A 17,228-nucleotide genomic window follows, 5' to 3' on the forward strand; every position below is an offset into this window, starting at 1 on the left:
GGGATACTGGCTCGGAAAAGTGAAGCCGGGCCATATTAATACGATGTCGGTGTCGACACCTTCGGCCCTTTTCGCTGCACACCCACGCGGCAAACGGCGCGTTCGGTCACGGGGCGAGCGTCGCGGGCTGTTGCCCGTTCACTTTCGATCCAGCACCTTCCGGACTTTCTCTGCCAATTCGTCGATCGTGTAGGGCTTGGTCAAAAGTTCGGTTCCGAAATCGAGCGTGCCGTTGTGGACAATCGCATTTCGTGTGTAGCCGGTGGTGTAGAGCACTTTTAGCGACGGGTGCATTGTCTTGACCTGATCCACCAGCTCCCGGCCCGACATCTCCGGCATCACCACGTCGGTGAACAGAAGCGACGGCACTTGCCCGCTTTCGACGGCCACCAGCGCTTCGCGTGGACCTTGCATTTCCAGCACGGAGTAGCCCAGTTCCCGCAGCGCTTCCGCGGCCATCAGCCGGACGCGATCTTCATCCTCGACAACCATGATGATCTCGTCTGCACAGCCGGGGTGCTCGCCTGCCACGACGTCGATTTGGCTGTCGAGCACGCCATGGTGCGAGCGCGGCAAATATATTTTCAAGGTGGTTCCGATGCCCTGCTCGGAATAGATCTTCACACTGCCGCCGGACTGGCGAACAAACCCATAGACTTGGCTGAGTCCCAGCCCGGTGCCTTTGCCGACCCCCTTGGTGGTGAAGAACGGATCGAAGGCTCTTGCGACAACATCAGCAGTCATGCCCGTTCCCGTATCGGTGACCGCTATCATCACATACTGGCCGGAGGGGATCGCGTTCTGCCTGGCATAGCGATCGTCGACGTGGGCGTTTGATGTCTCGATCGTCAGCTTGCCGCCAGCAGGCATGGCATCCCTTGCGTTGACGCAGAGGTTGAGCAGCGCGCTTTCCAATTGCCCTGCGTCGGCCTCGACATGCCATAGGCCCGCAGCGAGCACGGTCTCGATCTGGATGGTCTCGCCAAGCGTCCGGTTCAGCAATTCGCTCATACCGGAGACGAGGCGATTTGGATTCAGCCGCTTCGGCGCCAGTGGTTGCTGGCGGGAAAAGGCGAGCAGTCGTCTGGTAAGTTCTGCGGCACGTTGTGCTCCATCGATCGCGCCGGTTACGAATTGGTGGACGTTGGTATCGCCGTTTCTGAGCTTGCGCTGCACAAGGTTCAGGCCGCCGATGATGACGGCCAGCATATTGTTGAAGTCGTGCGCGATGCCACCGGTGAGCTGTCCGACAGCTTCCATCTTCTGGGCTTGGCGCAGGTGCTCTTCTGCTCTGGCGCGTTCCGCAACTTCATCTTTGACACGCTGTTCGAGCGTGCCGTTGAGTGTCTGCAGCGCCTTGAACAGCCGGGAGTTGTCGATGGCCGTCGCGGCATGGCCGGCAAGCCCCAGCAAGGCCGCTTCTTGCTGTTCGGCGAACACGCCGGTCTCTGAATGACCAAGGAAGAGGCCGCCCAGGACCTCGCCCGAACGCGAGACGACCGGCACGGCGAGATAGGAACGCACCGGCAGATGGCCCTCCGGCATTCCCTTGCGGGGCCAGTTCTTTCCGTAACGGGGATCCGTGAGGATATCATCGGAACGCACCACGCTTGTTCCGCGGAAAGTGGGCTCGAACACCGCGGTGTTGCGCGGCATAGGAAAGTTTTCGAAAGCAGAACGAGGTGCCCCCGACAGGGCGTAGAGCACATAGCTGTCGCCCTTGTCGTCGATCACATTGTAGAAGAAAGCTCCGAATTGTGCGCCCGACAGCACCACGCCGGCATCGGTTACCGTCTGGACAATTCGCTCCACGTCAAGCTCGGCCGCCACGGCTGCCGCAGTGGCGTTCATCAACTGAAGCTGATGCTCCACCCGCTTTCGCGCGGTGACATCGACCACGGTGCCGATGAAGCGGATCGCACGGCCGGACTGGAAAAGCGCTTCCCCCGTTGCGGCAATCCAGCGCTCCTTGCCATCCCGAAGGCCGATCGTCCGGTATTCGATGTCGTAGCGGGAGGGGGGGCCCGGCGCAAGCGACTGGCGTACGGCCTCGTCGGCCCGTGCGCGATCTTCCGGGTGGAGGCCCGCCAGGAAGGCGCTTTCATATGTCACCTCCGCGTCCGGCGGCAAACCAAAAAGGGCTTTGCACCGGTCGTCCCAACGCAGCACTCCGCTGATGGGATCGTAATCCCAGGTGCCAATAGCGGCCGCGTCGGTGGCAAGCCTCAGCCTCTCCTCGCTGGCCCGTGCCGCCTGTTCCGAGCGAACGCGCTCGATGTGAGCCCAGGACCGCTCCGTCACCTCGGTCAGCAAGGACAGTTCGCGTTGCGACCAGACGCGGCGCTGCTTGTCGTGGATGGCCATCAGGGCAGTCAGTCGGCCTTGTTTGACCAAAGGCATACAGATGGTTGCCGTTATCCCGATATCCTGAAAGGTCTTCGCTTCCTCGGGAGCAATTTCCTCAAGGTTGTTGTTGATGATAAGCGGCTTGTTGGCGCTGAGGTTGGTGACAGCCAGGCGACCGAAATCGGCAAGACTGTAATATCCCCTGATGCTGGGCGAGCCAGGTGCGCTCCAATCGCCGCGGATGGTGAAATGGTCTTGGTCCTGCTCCATGTCGGCATAGGCGCAAATCGAGACGCCAAGATGTTCGCCGAGGAGCCGAGTGGTGATCTGCATGACAGCATCGGCGTCGGCCGCGAGGGCTATCTCCCTGCCGAGGCGGTCGAGAAAAGCAAGGCGTTCGGCGTTCTCACGCAGGGCCAGTTCGGCGCGAAGGCGTTCTATCGCCGTACGCGTCCGGTCCGCGACTGCCGAAATGAGGGCTACTTCCTCCGTCGCCCAGCGTCTGGGCGCGGAGTGGTTCAGGTATAACAGCGCCACCAGCCCGCCATGCTCGGTAACGGGCATGTTGATGACGGATTGGGCGCTGATGGCTTTGAGTGCCTCCGCATGGCTGCTGGTTCGCGGATCTGTCTCGGCGTTTTCAAAGACAACGGTTTCGCCTCGCTTCAAATCCTCGATATACGAGCCGTAGTTCCTGAAATTCAGCGTCCCAGCCAGGCTTTTGATGCCTGGCGCGTTCCAGTCCCTGTCAATGGTGATCGTTTCTTTCTCTAGATCGATCGTGCCGTATCCGGCTCGGCTGATGCCAAAATGGTTCCCCAGCAGTTCCGCGGCTGCGTAGGCCAGTTCTGCGGGATCCGTAATCTCGCGAATACGGTCGCCCAGCGCTGCCAAAAGCTCGAAGCGCTGCAGTTCAGATCGCGGATTGCTTGAAGTGGCCCCCATTTCGCCCCCGTTTTGCCCGGACTTAAATGCAGTCTGCGGCCAAGAGTTCCCCGCAGGACGGCAGTTTCTTTGGCGGGCCGGTCAGCACGCCGCACCGGTCATAGGTTAATGACAGCTTGGCGCGCTGTGGCGGATAAAGGGGAAACCAGCGGGCACTTGACGAGCTCCCGCTGGCTGGGTGCCCGAACCGCACTTCACTCGTTTGGAGACGTTTGATGCTTGACCGACCCATTCTTACGAATACGGACGCTCTCTATCCAGACGACCTGAAAACGCTTCGGTCGGTCTTCGACGCGCTGTGTCAGGAATTTGAGATTTCGTCGGACACTACCGCGGCAGAATCCATCGCGAGAGAGCTGGTCAGACTTTTCCAGACCGGGATGACGGAAGCGGCCATGCTGATGATTGCCGTGCGCGCACGTTGGCAGGGTGATTGGAAAATGGGAGGCAGCAGCGCTGCCCAGGCTTAACGGTCCCAACTCAATGGAGAAGGCCTACTTTAGCGGCTTGAGCCGGTTGTACAGCGTTGTCTTGTCTGGCGGAACAAGCTTTCGCCCCGAGAGTTGGGGTCGGCAGATGGTTTCCAACAGGCACGTGCATGGCGTTCGACAGAGATGGACCGAAACTCGCGACCGGGTTGCTCGCGGCCTCGTTGGCGGCGCTGGCGGCATACAACGCCATCCGCGCCAAACGTGCGATTGCCGGCCGGGCGTGCGGACGTGTGATGGAGATCTATGGTGTGCGCCTGCATTTTATCGAAGCCGGAACCGGCATGCCGCTGCTTCTCCTGCATGGCAATGGATCCATGGCGGAGGACTTCAAGTCGAGCGGCATCTTCGATGAGGCGGCAAAGACCTACCGGGTGCTTGCATTTGATCGTCCCGGTTTTGGGCGAAGCTCACGGCCGCGCGGCCGGCGTTGGTCCGCTCGCGACCAAGCCGACCTTATACATGCCGCGGCCTGCGGGCTGGGTATAGAGAAATACCTCGTGCTTGGACATTCCTGGGGAGCTTGGATTGCCCTCGAACTGGCGCGCAGGCATTCTCAATCGGTCGTCGGCATCGTGCTGGTCTCGGGCTATTACTATCCGCCACCGCGGCTGGATCTTGCACTGGCCGCACTCCCTGCACTGCCTGTGATCGGCACCGCGTTTCGTCACACCTTGCTGCCGCCGCTTGTAAGGCTTGCTTGGCATTGGGCAATGGAGAAGATCTTTAAACCCGCCATCGTCGCCGGCGAGTTCGCCGCACTCGCCAAAGATGTCGCCAGCCGCCCTTCCCAACTGCGGGCGGTTTCTCTGGAGACAGCATCGATGCTGGCCGCGTCCCTGTTGGGAAAGGCCAACTATAGGGACATTGCCGTGCCCACCGGCATCATGGCGGGATCCGGGGATCGGTTGTTCGACGCGCAACGCGATGCACGACGCTTGCACGCGGAAGTCGGTGGGTCTCTCCTTGAGGTGGTTCCGGGCGCCGGCCATATGGTTCATCAGAGCGCCCCGCAGGCAGTGGTCGGCATGGTGCACACTATTGCAGGACGGCACGCCTTGTTCCAAGCGGGCCGTCGGCAGCGACCCAAGTCTCGTGCCGTCGAGTTCAAGGCAGATCCGGCCTCGCGGGAGCCACCGGCGATAAGCGACGCCGCTTGCACGGAATGATCTCCAAACGGGGCTTTCAAATGAGCGACCAACGTCCAGCCGACATGCAGTCGGTGCTCCACCAGAACATACAGGCCCTGGTCGAGCACAGGCGGCAGCAAGAAGAGCACCAAGGCGTTCAAGCGTGGGTCGCCGGCGCTGTTTCGCGCTTCGCGGGAAGCATGACTTTCGTCTATCTGCACCTTGCAATTCTTGTCGTCTGGGTCCTCGCAAACCTTGGCGAGATACCAGCCGTCCCAGCCTGGGACCCGACTTTCGTGATCCTGGCCATGGTCGCCTCGGTTGAGGCAATCTTCCTGTCTACCTTTGTGCTGATCAATCAGAACAGAATGGCCGCCCACAGCGAGCGCCGAGCCGAACTGGATTTGCAGATCAGCCTTCTAAACGAACATGAAACCACGCGGCTGATCGAGATGGTGGCTGCCTTGACGGCGCGTCTGAATATCTCGACCCCGGCCGACAAAGAGCTGCCGGAACTCGCCGAGAATGTCGATCCCCAAAAGGTGATGACGCAGATCCAGCAAGCTTCTGAAGATCAGGAGAACGCTTGATCAAAGCGACCTCGTCGGCAACGGTTAAGCGTCGGCTACAACTTGTAATTCAGCCTCATTGTCCAAGGCTGTCGAAGCAGCTAAGCCGGTGTCGGCCTTTCCAGGGTGGCTTCCCGACGTCACAAGTCCGCCGCGCAATCGAGGCAGCGTAGAGCTTCGATAACCAACAGGCTGCTGCGCGTCAGATGGAACCAAGTTGACGCCGAACTCGTATTAGCGGTGGCGGCTTGGGGAGATTCCGGATGAGCGAAGGTGCTGTTCTGATCGTCGAAGATGAGACAATGATCCTGCTCGACCTCGAGTCAGCTTTGGAGGAGGCCGGCTTCCAGGTCGTCGGCACTCGGAGTGCCGCCGAGGCGCTGGCGGCTTTCGACCCCGATCCGACCAAGTTCAAGGCCGTGCTCACGGACATCCGCCTGGGAGCAGGACAGTCGGGGTGGGAGGTCGCTCGGTACTTGCGAAGGTCCAACTCGACCATCCCGGTTGTCTATATCAGTGGCGACAGCGCGGTACACTGGGGAGCGGAAGGCGTGCCCAACAGCATAATGATCACCAAGCCCTTTTTTCTGCCGCAGATCATAACTGCCGTTTCTCAACTTTTAAACGCGCAGCAAGGTGCAGAAACTCACCTCTAGGAATCGGACCGCGGCTCCACGAAAACCACGGAACATTCAATCGGCGCCGTCCGGCGTAAAGCGTTCGCGTCTGCTTGGGCCGGCGGCCTCAACCAGATGTCGACCTCAGCTCCTTCCCCTCGCCACCGGCTCGCATCCACTCGGGAGCCCTCCCGAAAGCAGGGGCGCTCATTGGTTGAGCTTTCGGTCGAGTTCGTCAAGCAATGACCGATGCTCGCTGGGCATGTCCGTATCTGTCGGCAGATCCAGCAACTGGCGAAGCTGGCGACGATTGGCGTCCGATGAAATCCACTGCCGTATGAGGCGGGCTATGACCTTTTGTTGTGCCTTGCCGATTTCTTCCATGTTAGAACCCGAGCTTGTCCGTTGGACGAACTCGGCGGCTCTTTGATGGTTCCCCGTCCTGTACACAAATCGAGGCGAATCGAGGCACAATCTATGGGTTAATGTATGTCGCTCAAAAGTGGCCCTGGTTTTGAGACAACGACATGCCAGTGGATGTTTGCAGTCTCAATCCGCGCGCCTAACGCTGAGCGCAGAGTGCAAATTTAAGCGATCGATTTTACCCGAAGCGAGAGGCTCAGCCGCAAAATCTTGGCGCCGTTTTCATCACGCACTTCGATAAACAATTGCTGCCCGTCGACGCTCTTCAGTGACTCTCTCGTGAGGTCGACAAGGCCCTCGAATCCCGCGCGGCGGACCTCTTCGAGGCCAGCGCATTCGACACCTATTTCGTCCTCGAAGATGAGATCGCCATCGCCGCTGTCGAAGAAAAATCGTGCCATCGGAGAGCTTCCGTCACTGCTAATCTGCGGGGTTCCTTTGGTGCAGGTAGGTCGTGTCGAAATCTCCTGCGTGAGTGAGGCCGGCCCAGTCCAGTGCGTGAACTTTTGATCCCGAGGTGGCAATGAGGCCTCTGCGTCGTAGTTCCTGGAGCATCCGGTTGACGTGGACCGTGGACAAACCCAGTGCATCGCCAAGTGCCGCCTGGGTAATGGGAATATCCGCCACGTGATCCTCAATGCGCCCCATGGAGCGCAAGCGAAAAATCAGTTCGCAAAGGATGTGAGCCATGCGGGTGTATGCCTCGCGTCTTCCCACATTGATGACCCACTCCCTATAAATCGCGGCATCTATCAACGTCGACCGCCAAAAAGCGGTGGCGATGCGAGGGTGCTGGTCGCAAACGGCACGCAGAGTGTCATGCCGCATGAAACCTACTCGGGCCGGCGTAAGGGTCGAGAAGTTACAATCCATGACCGACAGATGCAGCCCATGCAGATCAGGAATGTCGCCAGCGACGAAGAATGATGTGATTTGTCGCTTTCCTTCGCCCGTATGTTTGGTGGAACCGACCAAGCCATCAAGAACGATAAACGAGTAAACAGGACAGTCGCCCTCACGCACCAGATCGTGGTTGGCCGAATATTCCTTCTCCTGGATCGGAATGCCTTTCAGAACGCCGATGTCGGCCTCTCGAAGATCCGAGATGGTCTGAAGCTTGCGAATGAGTACATCCGAGGATGAGGTGGGGAACAAATTGACTACCTGGCTGATGTTGGTGATCGAACTATTATCCGCGCCAAAAGTTCCGATTGGCATGGGGACATATGCGCGGCGGCAGAAGGCGCCGCCGTGCGGCATGGTCCCGTGCCTGGGGCGTTTTGCCAGCGTCGAGGGTGGTTGAAGATCCCGGAATGATCCAAGCACCAGTTTTTTAGGACAGCCATAGGTGAGCCAGGCTGCAATGCATTAACCTATGACATAGGCTCGGTTAGAAATTGTCCCGCTGGGCAGCCAGCCCCAGGAGTTCGCCGATCACGGCGCAGCTTCGACCCAGTCGCTCGCCCCAATTTCAAGGGCTGCACCCGCAGCCAGTCCTGGAACTCTTTGATGCGCCACCAGGAACGGGGTGGCTCCGCTGACGTTGTCTCAGTGGCAAGGTGAGATTTCAGTGAACAGGCATATTTCGCGGACGGATGTCGAACAAATCGATCACACGGATGACAGGGGGTTTGCGATAGAGCACGGCGGACCGCCATCCTCAGCAATCGCGGTAGCGCTGGCCCGTGGGCTGGAGACCAGTCGGGATAAGCACATCGTCCATATAGCTCCCTCGGAACGCAGTGCCGAGGAGATCGCCGGCGCCTTGCGTCAGTTCCTGCCTGACGCGGATATCATCTTGCTGCCGTCCTGGGATTGCCTGCCCTACGACAGGGTGTGGCCCACACGTGCCAATATGGGGCGAAGGCTTCGTGCGTTGCGTGAGATCGCAACGAAGCCGGATCGCCCGCGCATCGCTGTAATGTCGCTCGAAGCCATTCTGCAGCGGGTGCCGCCTGCTCCCGTCATCGCTGGCGGTTTCACAATTCTGGAGGTAGGCCAAAAGCTCGACCGTGACGATTTCAGAACCAGGTCCGAAGCCATTGGCTATGTCGTCGACGAGAGGGTCGACGAACCGGGTGAGATAGCCTTTCGGGGCGATCTCATCGATATTTTCCCTGCTGGCGCGGATGGCCCCGTTCGCATCATCGTTGGTCCCGATGCCTGCATCGGCCAGCTCAAGACCTACGACCCGCTCAGTCAGCTCAGCGATCAGGTTCGAGACTCGGTTACTGTCGGACCGGCATCCGAGCTGATCTTTAAAGCTGGTGAGCATCCTGAGCTGACAGCGATGCGCGCGACGTCGATGGAAGAGCGCCTGGTCGCATCGTATGGCGCTATGCCATCCGTCTTCGATGCGGCTTCCAGCGCCTCGATCTCCTTCCTTGAAGGGACCGACGGGCAGCCGCTCGGCAGAATTCTGGATCTGGTCGAGGATGCACGTCGTGCCAGGCAGGAGGCAGCCGGAACGAAAAAACCTTTGCCGGGACGATTTTACCTATCCCGTGAAGAGTGGGACGCTGCTCTGCTTAACCGCTGCTGCGTGAGACTTGCCGTTTCTGCCGTGGGAGTTCCCAAATTCTTCCGCCAGGCCCGACCCGGGCATGATTTCGCGGAATTCGTCACAAGGCAGACGAGCGCCGGAGTCAGAGTAGTGTTCACCGGCGATGCCTCTGAATTGCAGCGAGCAGATCGCCTGCTCGATAGGAGACTAGGCCGGCGGGCAGAGGAAGCGGCCGACTTGCCGCAAATCCTTTCGGCCGCAAGGGGCTCTCTTCTCAAGGCTGAATTCGTCCTCGACGAAGGGTTTGTCGACGCGCAATCCAATATCGCGGTGGTGGCCGCATCCGACCTGTTTGGTCCCGCGTTGAAGGCGAACGGGAGCGCGACCACGGGCATACTCGAACCCGAGTTGCGCATTGGCGATGTCGTCGTCCATGAAGACCATGGCCTGGGCGTGCTCGCCGCGGTCGAACAGGTCGAGTTGGCTGGCCAGCAACAGGATGTCGTCAGACTGGAATATCACGGCGGGGCTTCCTTGCTGGTTCCGGTCGACGACTTTGGACGAATATGGCGCTACGGCTCGGAACCGGAGGCAGTGTCGCTTGATCGCCTCAACGGCGAGGGCTGGCCGAAGCGACGCGAAGCTGCGTTGCGCGAGATCGACAGGCTGGCCAAGCGCCTCTTGAGCCTTGCCAAAATCAGGTCCAGCGAGCCTGCCGAGATCTTGAAGCCCTCCCGCACGGACTTGGCTCGTTTTGCGGCGAAATTTCCCTATACGGAGACGCCCGACCAAGCGGCCGCCATCCGCGCTGTGCTCGATGACCTTTCGTCCGGAAGAACAATGAACCGGCTCGTCTGCGGCGATGTCGGCTTCGGCAAGACAGAGGTCGCCCTGCGTGCTTGCGCCGCCGCCGCTCTCTGCGGGAAACAGGTTGCTATCATAGCACCGACAACGGTGTTGGCACGACAGCACTATGAGACGTTCAGCCGCCGCTTCGCAGGAAACGGCCTGCAGGTCGCCCACCTTTCTAGGATGGTCGGGGCAGCGGAGGCGAGAGCGGCAAAAGAGGGTCTGCGGAGCGGCCAGGTTGCGGTCGTTGTGGGTACTCAGGCCCTGGCGTCCAAGAGCGTCACCTTCGCCAATCTTGGACTGCTGGTGATCGACGAGGAGCACCGGTTCGGGGTCAAGTTGAAGCGGGCCCTGCGGACCATGACGCCTCGCCTCCATACGCTGAGCATGAGCGCCACACCGATACCCCGGACGCTGCAATCGACGTTGTCGGGCATCCAGGACGTCAGCGTTCTAAACTCTCCGCCCGCCAAAAGACGTCCCGTTCGCACGATCTTGGCAGCGTTCGATCCAGCATCGGTGCGCGCGGCCCTTCTGCGTGAATTTCACCGGGGTGGACAGAGCTTCTTCGTGGTCCCGCGGATCGAGGATATTGCCCCGGCCTGTGACCAACTGAACAGACTGGTGCCGGAACTCCGGGTCAAGACGGCGCATGGTGAAATGAAGGGGAGACAGCTGGACGAAGTCATGGTCGGATTCGCCGACGGTGATGGCGACATTTTGTTGAGCACCGACATCATCGAGAGCGGCCTCGATGTGCCGCGGGCCAACGCCATCATCGTTTGGCGCCCCGACCGGTTCGGTCTGGCGCAGTTGCACCAGCTGCGGGGCCGGGTCGGAAGGGGGGCGGTGCAGGCTGTTGCGTTTCTTCTGACCCAGCCTGGCGTTGAACTGGCCGACAGCACCAGGGCCCGGCTTTCGACGATGCTTGCGCTCGATCGGCTCGGCTCCGGCCTGGCAATCAGTCAAAGGGACCTCGACCTGCGTGGCGCCGGAGATCTTTTCGGAGAAGACCAGGCCGGGCATATGAAGCTGATCGGAGTGGGCTTGTACGAGCACTTGCTGGAGCGGGCGGTCTCGGCGGCTGGCGGAGGGGCCGACTTCGACAAGCAACTTGCCGAGATCAACGGTTCGGGAAAGGGCGCTTTTCCCAAGAGCTATGTCGACGAGCCTACGGTGCGTGTTGGCCTCTATGCGCGGCTCTCCCGCATCCGTTCGGAGCCGGACCTCGATACATTCAGCGAAGAGCTCGAGGACCGCTTTGGAGACATGCCTGGCGAAGTAGCCCTTTTGCTGGAATTTACCAGGTTGCGAATAGCAGCATCGGAACTGGGCATCGGCAAAGTCGATTTGGGTCCCGAGGCCATCGCGATCACCCTTCGGAACAAGCCGTCGGCGTCCCAATGGCGGAACAGCAAGGCGTTGGGCCTGGAGTACCGGAACGGCCGCCTGATTTTCAGGCCGATCCCGCCCGGCGTCTCTGGCGTCGACGCCGTTCGCTTAGCGCTTGATGCCATACGTGCAGCTCAGCCAAAGCACGAGATCTGACTAGCCTTTTCTCTCCATCCGGCGGCGGCACGACAATGGGAGTGCCGCAGCCACGAGTCTTCACCTCGGAATTGCAGTGCCAGTGGTGTTCAGCCACCAGTACCGCAAGTCCGGATGTTCCGCAGGGGTCGTTAGTTGCGGCCGTTCTCGTCCATGGCGAGGGAACTCGAGAGCTCGCGATAGGCACCGATCTGCTGCTGCAGAATGGCAATCTTCTGCTCTGCCGTCGCAATGGCGTCAGTACCGGCAAGGAAACGCTGGGGGAGCACGTCCCCAGACGTGAGCGTGATCAGGGCGCGCGCGAGCTTGGCCGGATCACCCCCCTGCTTGCCGTTCTGAGAACGCCAGAAGGCGATCTGCGCCGTCCGCCGCTCATGGTAGTCCTCGACGGAGGGGGCGGCATAGTTGGTCGACTCTTCCGTGAGAAGCTCGGTGCGGAAGAAGCCCGGGTTCACGATCATCGTCTCGATGCCGAACGGCACGACTTCGGTCTGCAGCGCCTCCATCCAGCCGTCGAGGCCGAACTTCGAGGCTGAATAGGCCGTGCAGAACTCGAAACCCATTAGCCCGGCCGTCGAGGAGATCGAAATGACCCTGCCGGACCGCTGCTTGCGCATCGCTGGCAGAAAGGCCCGCGTCACATTCATGGGTCCGACGAGGCTGGTGCTGAGCTGCAGTTGCATCTGTTCGGCGGTCAACTCTTCGAAGTACCCGGCAAAGAAACTCGCCGCATTGTTGACCAGCACGTCGATGCGGCCAAACCGGTCAAACGTGGCCTGGGCAGCGGCTTCGGCGTCGGCCGCGCTCGTCACGTCCAGCTTGACGATAAGGAGGTTCTCGGCGTTTCCCACGGCCCTTGCGACTTTTTCCGTGTTGCGGCCGGTTGCCACCACCTTGTGGCCCGCCGCCAATGCGGCCTTGGCGATATCCAGACCGAGGCCCCGGCCTGCGCCGGTGATGAACCAAACACTCATATTGGGCTCCTGTTCTCTAGGCCGCAGCACGGCCCCGGATTTGGACGCGATGGCCAGCAGGGACTGATCCCCATGTTGATCCATCCGCCGGCGGACTGCGTCACTGCGGAAGGCCGGCGCCTTCGGTGATGATGCGAAATCCTTCGGTCGACCTGGTAAAAAACTGCCGGGCCGCTGTGTATTCCGGCGAGTTGTAGTAGCGCTTGGCGTCAGCAAGGCTCGGGAACTCGGCGATGGCGATCACCGATCTCGAGCTTCCTTCGATGGCAGTGACATTGGGATTGTAGACGATCACGCGGCCGCCATACTTGGTGACGAGCGGCGACGCCGCTTCGATGTACTGCTGAAACACCGCCTGATCCTTGATGTCATAGCTGCCGATCATGTAGGCGCGGGGAGCGACGCCCGTCGCTTGCTGAGCAAAGGCGGCCGGGCTCACGATCATGGTGAGGGCGGCGAGCGCGCCCACGATTACCTTCTTCATATTGTTCTCCTTCAGTGGGCCAGTGGGACGGTAGGCATTGCGCGGAGAGTTGCTCCGGTTGACCGTCTGGCCTTGAGTCAGGAAGTTAGCTCCTTTAGCGACATGCCATTAGGTGGTATAATCTGCATGGGCTTAGAAGTAGGATTGATGAATGCGTCGCGATAGTCTGGATGACTTCCTGACCTTCATCGCCGTCGCCCGCGAGCGCAGTTTCACCAAGGCGGCCGCCATGCTCGGCGTGTCGCAGTCTGCCCTGAGCTATTCGATCCGGACGATGGAAGAGCGCCTCGGCGTTCGGCTGCTGACCCGCACGACCCGCAGCGTCTCGCTAACCGAAGCGGGGGATCGCCTGTTTCGAAGCATCGCTCCCAAGTTAGATGAGATCGCAAGCGAGATTGCCGCCCTCAGCGCCCTGCGCGACAAGCCGGCCGGTACAGTCCGGATCACCACCGTGGAGCATGCCGGCGAGACCATCATCTGGCCCGCCATGGTCGGGCTCATGCGCGACTATCCCGACATCAGGGTCGAGATTATCCACGACTACGGCTTGGCTGACATTGCGGCCGATCGCTTCGATGCGGGTGTACGGCTCGGCGAACAGGTGGATAAGGACATGATCTCGGCGCGCATTGGGCCAGACTTCCGCATGGCGGTTGTGGTAGCGCCTTCATACTTTGTAAGCCGCTCCCGTCCGGTCACGCCTGAAGATCTTGCCGATCATGCATGCATACCCCTGCGACTGCCCACAGGCGGCTTTGCACCGTGGGAGTTTCGCAAGGAGGGGCGGGAATTGAAGGTGCGCGTTCACGGACACGCCGCCTTCAACACCCTCGCGATGATCTGCCAGGCCAGCCTTGAAGGGTTCGGGCTCGCCTATCTGCCCGAGGATCTAGTGACCTACCTACTCGAACAGGGTCGCCTAGTGCGCGTTCTTGAGGACTGGTGCCCCCTTCGGCCGGGATATCACCTGTATTATCCAAGCCGGCGCCAACACTCGCCGGCTTTCGCACTCGCGCTGGAAAGGCTGCGCTACCGCGACTGAGTGCGATTGAAATAAGGATCGCCAGACCTCGACGACCATGGCGCCTATCAAAGCCGCCCAGTACAGGAAGTCCGGAGCGCCCGTTTCCCACCGATCCCAGTCTCCCCAATTTATGAGTTCACTGCCTAGTATCATCTCAGCGTTGCCGCCGCAGCTTGGCTCGGGCCATCGGTGCGAATGGTGCACTGTGGGCGGCCGTGCGTTCGCAGGGCAGCGTTCAAGGCATGGTTCCGGTTTGATGGGGTGTCATGGCAGCCATGTTTTCATTCAGGTGGGCCATGATCCAGATAGAGCCCAGAACCACCAGCGCGACGATCAGCACGCCGAAGGCCAGGGCCAGGATGTTGTTGGTGTTGTCCGGCCCGGTGGTCAGGTGCAGAAAGAAGACAAGATGCACGCCCATCTGCGCAACAGCGAGCACCACCAGGGCCGAGATGACCGCGGGCTGGTAAATCAGATCGGTTCGCGCCGCCAGGAATGACGCGATCGTGAGCAGGATGGCCAGCCCGAAGCCGAGCACATAGCCCGAGAGGCCCCCAGCCGTTTCGTGCTCGCTTATGTGTTCCTCGCCCGGCGCTGAATCGCGGCGGTCCTGCAACTCGCCGGTCTTGCTCTCGAACTCGGTCATGACGATGCTCCCAGCAGATAGACCAGGGTGAAGATGGCAACCCAGATGATGTCGAGGGCGTGCCAGAAGAGCCCGAAGCAGTGGAGCCGCCGCAAGATGTCGGGCCGAAAGCCCTTGACCCACAGCTGCGCCATCATCGTTCCCAGCCAGAGCAGGCCGAGACCGACATGGGCACCGTGGCAGCCAACGAGCGCAAAGAAGGCAGAAAGAAATGCGCTGCGCGAGGGGCCTGCCTGCTCGCCGATCATTGCCGCGAACTCCTGTAGTTCCAGGAACAGGAACGCTGCCCCGAGCAACCCCGTGACGAGAAGCCAGAACTGCGTGGCAGCCATTGATCTGCGACGGGTGGCGAGTGTTGCCACGCCGCCGGTGAAGCTCGAAGTGAGCAGAAGGCCCGTCTGGACCGCAACCCGTGTCGGTTCGAACAGATCCTTGCCTGTCGGTCCGCCGGCGGTTGCCTTGGCGAGCACGGCGTAGGCGGCGAAAAATGCCGAGAACATGATGATGTCGGACAGGAGAAAGATCCAGAAGCCGTAGGTCACCGTGACGAACTTTGAGGCCGGGCCGCCTTCTCCGTGGCCCGTCGCAGAGCGCACCGCATGCCGACCGGTGTGATTAAGCCGATACGGGTCCCGTGCCTGGGTGCCGGCGCTGATGTCGCCGGAGAATGCGTGATCGCTCATGCCGGGCGCTCCCACCCGCGCAGCCGGGCAAACTGGGCTGCCTTGTGGTCATGGTCGATGCGGGCGACCTCGTCGACAGGGATCTCGTAGTCTCCATGATCGCGCCAGGCGAATACGACGAAGGTTGCGTATGCGCCGATGAAACCGACGATCGCCAGCCACCATATATGCCAGATCAGCGCGAAGCCGATCAGTGTGCTGAAGAAGGCGGTGACGAAGCCAGTCGGGCTGTTGCGAGGCATCTCGATCGGCTCATATGCCTTTTCCTCGTCCGAGCTCTGTTCGATCCCTCGTTGCTTGATGCTCCAGTAGGGCTCTTCGTCTTCCACGTGAGGCAGCCGTGCATAATTGAAGACAGGAGGAGGGGAAGATGTCGACCACTCCAGCGAACGCCCGTCCCACGGGTCGCCGGTTTCGTCGCGAAACTTGTCGCGATGCCGGATCGAAACGAAAAGCTGTGTGATCTGCAGCGCCGCGCCGGCGATCATCACCACCACGCCGAGAGCGGCCACCACCAGCCACGGCGCCCAAAGGTCCATATCGATATGTTGCAGGCGCCGCGTCATGCCGAGCAGACCGACGATATAGAGCGGTACGAAGACCAGCATGTAGCCGGCCAAGGTGACCCAAAATGCCGCTTTTCCCCAGCCTTCGTGCAAACGGAAACCGAACGCCTTGGGGAACCAGTAGGTGAAGCCGGCGAATGCTCCAAACAACACGCCCGAGATGATGACGTTATGGAAATGCGCGACGAGGAAAAGCGAATTGTGTAGCACGAAGTCGGCCGGCGGGACGGCAAGCAGGACGCCAGTCATGCCGCCGACGGTGAAGGTGGTCACGAAAGCCAGTGCCCAAAGCATCGGCGTGTCGAAACGAACGCGCCCGCCATACATGGTGAAGAGCCAGTTGTAGATTTTCACACCGGTTCCCACGGCAATGACCGACGTGGCGATGCCGAAGGCGGCATTAACGTCCGCTCCGGCACCCATGGTGAAGAAGTGATGCAGCCAGACCATGAACGAGACGATGCAGATGAACATCGTGGCCGCGACCATCGAACGGTATCCGAACAGCGGCTTCGATGAAAAAGTCGAGAAAATCTCGGAAAAGATTCCGAAGGCGGGAAGCACCAGGATGTATACTTCGGGATGGCCCCACGCCCAGATCAGGTTGACGAACATCATCTGATTTCCACCAGCTTCGTTGGTGAAGAAGTGGAAGCCGAGATACCGGTCCAGCGTCAGCATTGCGAGCGTGGCGGTAAGGATCGGGAAGGCTGCGACAATGAGCAGGTTGGACGCGAGCGAGGTCCAGCAGAACATCGGCATTCGCAGATAGCCCATTCCCGGCGCCCGCATCTTGAGGATGGTCGTCACCAGGTTGACGCCGGTGAGCAGCGTGCCGACGCCGGAGATCTGGATCGCCCACAGATAATAATCGACACCGACGCCCGGCGAGTAGGCGGTTTCCGACAAAGGGGCATAGGGCAGCCAGCCGGTGCGCGCGAACTCGCCGACCACAAGCGAGATGTTGACCAGCAGGGCTCCGGAAGCCGTCAGCCAGAAGCTGACGGAATTGAGCGTCGGAAAAGCGACATCGCGTACGCCAAGCTGCAGCGGCACGACGAAATTCATCAGGCCGATCATGAACGGCATCGCGGCGAAGAAGATCATGATCGTGCCGTGCGCGGAAAAGATCTGGTCGTAATGCTCCGGCGGGAGGTAGCCCGGCCCGTGAATCGCCAGCACCTGTTGTGTGCGCATCATGATAGCATCGATAAAACCACGAAGAAGCATGAGCATCGCCAGCACAATGTACATCACGCCGATGCGCTTGTGGTCGACCGAGCTTATCCACTCGCTCCACAGATATGGCCAGTAGCCCTTCACCGTTATCCAGCCAAGCACGGCGGCTGCTGCCAGAAAGACGCCAAGGGCTGCGCCGAGGGGGATAGGTTGATCGAAAGGAACGGCCGACCAGTCGAGCTTGCCCAGCATCG

At 60.5% G+C, this 17,228-nt stretch carries 15 protein-coding genes; 6 read left to right on the forward strand and 9 right to left on the reverse strand.

Annotation, left to right across the window (positions count from 1 at the left end):
- Positions 1-138 precede the first annotated feature (138 nt).
- Positions 139-3,291, reverse strand: a complete 3,153-nt coding sequence (locus tag NKJ78_RS05910; RefSeq protein ID WP_352459516.1) for a GAF domain-containing protein — start codon at positions 3,289-3,291, stop codon at positions 139-141.
- A 215-nt stretch (positions 3,292-3,506) separates the two neighbouring features.
- On the opposite strand from NKJ78_RS05910, the gene NKJ78_RS05915 reads away from it, so the two are divergent.
- The 4 genes from NKJ78_RS05915 to NKJ78_RS05930 all read left to right on the forward strand — a co-directional run bounded on the left by NKJ78_RS05915 (position 3,507) and on the right by NKJ78_RS05930 (position 6,134).
- Positions 3,507-3,761: a hypothetical protein gene (locus tag NKJ78_RS05915; RefSeq protein WP_023668018.1), complete on the forward strand. Its 255-nt coding sequence runs from the start codon at positions 3,507-3,509 to the stop codon at positions 3,759-3,761.
- A 128-nt stretch (positions 3,762-3,889) separates the two neighbouring features.
- Positions 3,890-4,948, forward strand: a complete 1,059-nt coding sequence (locus NKJ78_RS05920; RefSeq protein WP_352459517.1) for an alpha/beta fold hydrolase — start codon at positions 3,890-3,892, stop codon at positions 4,946-4,948.
- A 20-nt stretch (positions 4,949-4,968) separates the two neighbouring features.
- Positions 4,969-5,499 (forward strand): DUF1003 domain-containing protein, encoded by a 531-nt coding sequence (locus tag NKJ78_RS05925; protein ID WP_023829142.1) that lies wholly within the window; start codon positions 4,969-4,971, stop codon positions 5,497-5,499.
- Positions 5,500-5,741: 242 nt separating this feature from the next.
- Positions 5,742-6,134, forward strand: coding sequence for a response regulator (locus tag NKJ78_RS05930; RefSeq protein WP_352459518.1), 393 nt, complete (start codon positions 5,742-5,744; stop codon positions 6,132-6,134).
- A 168-nt stretch (positions 6,135-6,302) separates the two neighbouring features.
- On the opposite strand, the gene NKJ78_RS05935 is transcribed toward NKJ78_RS05930, so the two are convergent.
- From NKJ78_RS05935 to NKJ78_RS05945, 3 genes are all read right to left on the reverse strand, one after another.
- Entirely contained in the window at positions 6,303-6,479 is a 177-nt protein-coding gene (locus tag NKJ78_RS05935; RefSeq protein ID WP_023725512.1) for a hypothetical protein, read from the reverse strand.
- A 203-nt stretch (positions 6,480-6,682) separates the two neighbouring features.
- Positions 6,683-6,919: a DUF6894 family protein gene (locus NKJ78_RS05940; protein WP_023725511.1), complete on the reverse strand. Its 237-nt coding sequence runs from the start codon at positions 6,917-6,919 to the stop codon at positions 6,683-6,685.
- A gap of 19 nt (positions 6,920-6,938) precedes the next feature.
- Positions 6,939-7,778: a Crp/Fnr family transcriptional regulator gene (locus NKJ78_RS05945; protein ID WP_352459519.1), complete on the reverse strand. Its 840-nt coding sequence runs from the start codon at positions 7,776-7,778 to the stop codon at positions 6,939-6,941.
- A gap of 310 nt (positions 7,779-8,088) precedes the next feature.
- Here NKJ78_RS05945 and NKJ78_RS05950 point away from each other — a divergent pair, with 310 nt between their 5' ends.
- Positions 8,089-11,418, forward strand: a complete 3,330-nt coding sequence (locus NKJ78_RS05950) for a DEAD/DEAH box helicase (protein WP_352459520.1) — start codon at positions 8,089-8,091, stop codon at positions 11,416-11,418.
- A 131-nt stretch (positions 11,419-11,549) separates the two neighbouring features.
- Here the strand turns inward: NKJ78_RS05950 and NKJ78_RS05955 are convergent, their stop codons facing one another.
- Both NKJ78_RS05955 and NKJ78_RS05960 read right to left on the reverse strand, forming a co-directional pair.
- Complete coding sequence (locus tag NKJ78_RS05955; RefSeq protein ID WP_023752166.1) at positions 11,550-12,392, reverse strand: SDR family oxidoreductase; 843 nt, start codon at positions 12,390-12,392, stop codon at positions 11,550-11,552.
- Between the two features lie 100 nt (positions 12,393-12,492).
- Complete coding sequence (locus NKJ78_RS05960; RefSeq protein WP_023748057.1) at positions 12,493-12,876, reverse strand: DUF1330 domain-containing protein; 384 nt, start codon at positions 12,874-12,876, stop codon at positions 12,493-12,495.
- A gap of 151 nt (positions 12,877-13,027) precedes the next feature.
- On the opposite strand from NKJ78_RS05960, the gene NKJ78_RS05965 reads away from it, so the two are divergent.
- Positions 13,028-13,918, forward strand: a complete 891-nt coding sequence (locus NKJ78_RS05965; protein WP_023752165.1) for a LysR family transcriptional regulator — start codon at positions 13,028-13,030, stop codon at positions 13,916-13,918.
- Positions 13,919-14,135: 217 nt separating this feature from the next.
- Here the strand turns inward: NKJ78_RS05965 and cyoD are convergent, their stop codons facing one another.
- Genes cyoD through cyoB form a run of 3 tightly spaced genes read right to left on the reverse strand, consistent with a single transcriptional unit; the run spans position 14,136 to position 17,226 of the window.
- A complete protein-coding gene (cyoD, locus tag NKJ78_RS05970) occupies positions 14,136-14,546 on the reverse strand; it encodes a cytochrome o ubiquinol oxidase subunit IV (RefSeq protein WP_023687822.1) in 411 nt (136 codons plus the stop codon).
- Complete coding sequence (locus NKJ78_RS05975; RefSeq protein ID WP_023681134.1) at positions 14,543-15,229, reverse strand: cytochrome (ubi)quinol oxidase subunit III; 687 nt, start codon at positions 15,227-15,229, stop codon at positions 14,543-14,545. Before NKJ78_RS05975 ends, cyoD begins: the two co-directional genes overlap by 4 nt.
- Complete coding sequence (cyoB, locus tag NKJ78_RS05980) at positions 15,226-17,226, reverse strand: cytochrome o ubiquinol oxidase subunit I (RefSeq protein ID WP_352459582.1); 2,001 nt, start codon at positions 17,224-17,226, stop codon at positions 15,226-15,228. Before cyoB ends, NKJ78_RS05975 begins: the two co-directional genes overlap by 4 nt.
- Positions 17,227-17,228: the final 2 nt, after the last annotated feature.

The sequence above is a fragment of the Mesorhizobium sp. M0037 genome, assembly GCF_040323635.1.
GTDB lineage: Bacteria > Pseudomonadota > Alphaproteobacteria > Rhizobiales > Rhizobiaceae > Mesorhizobium.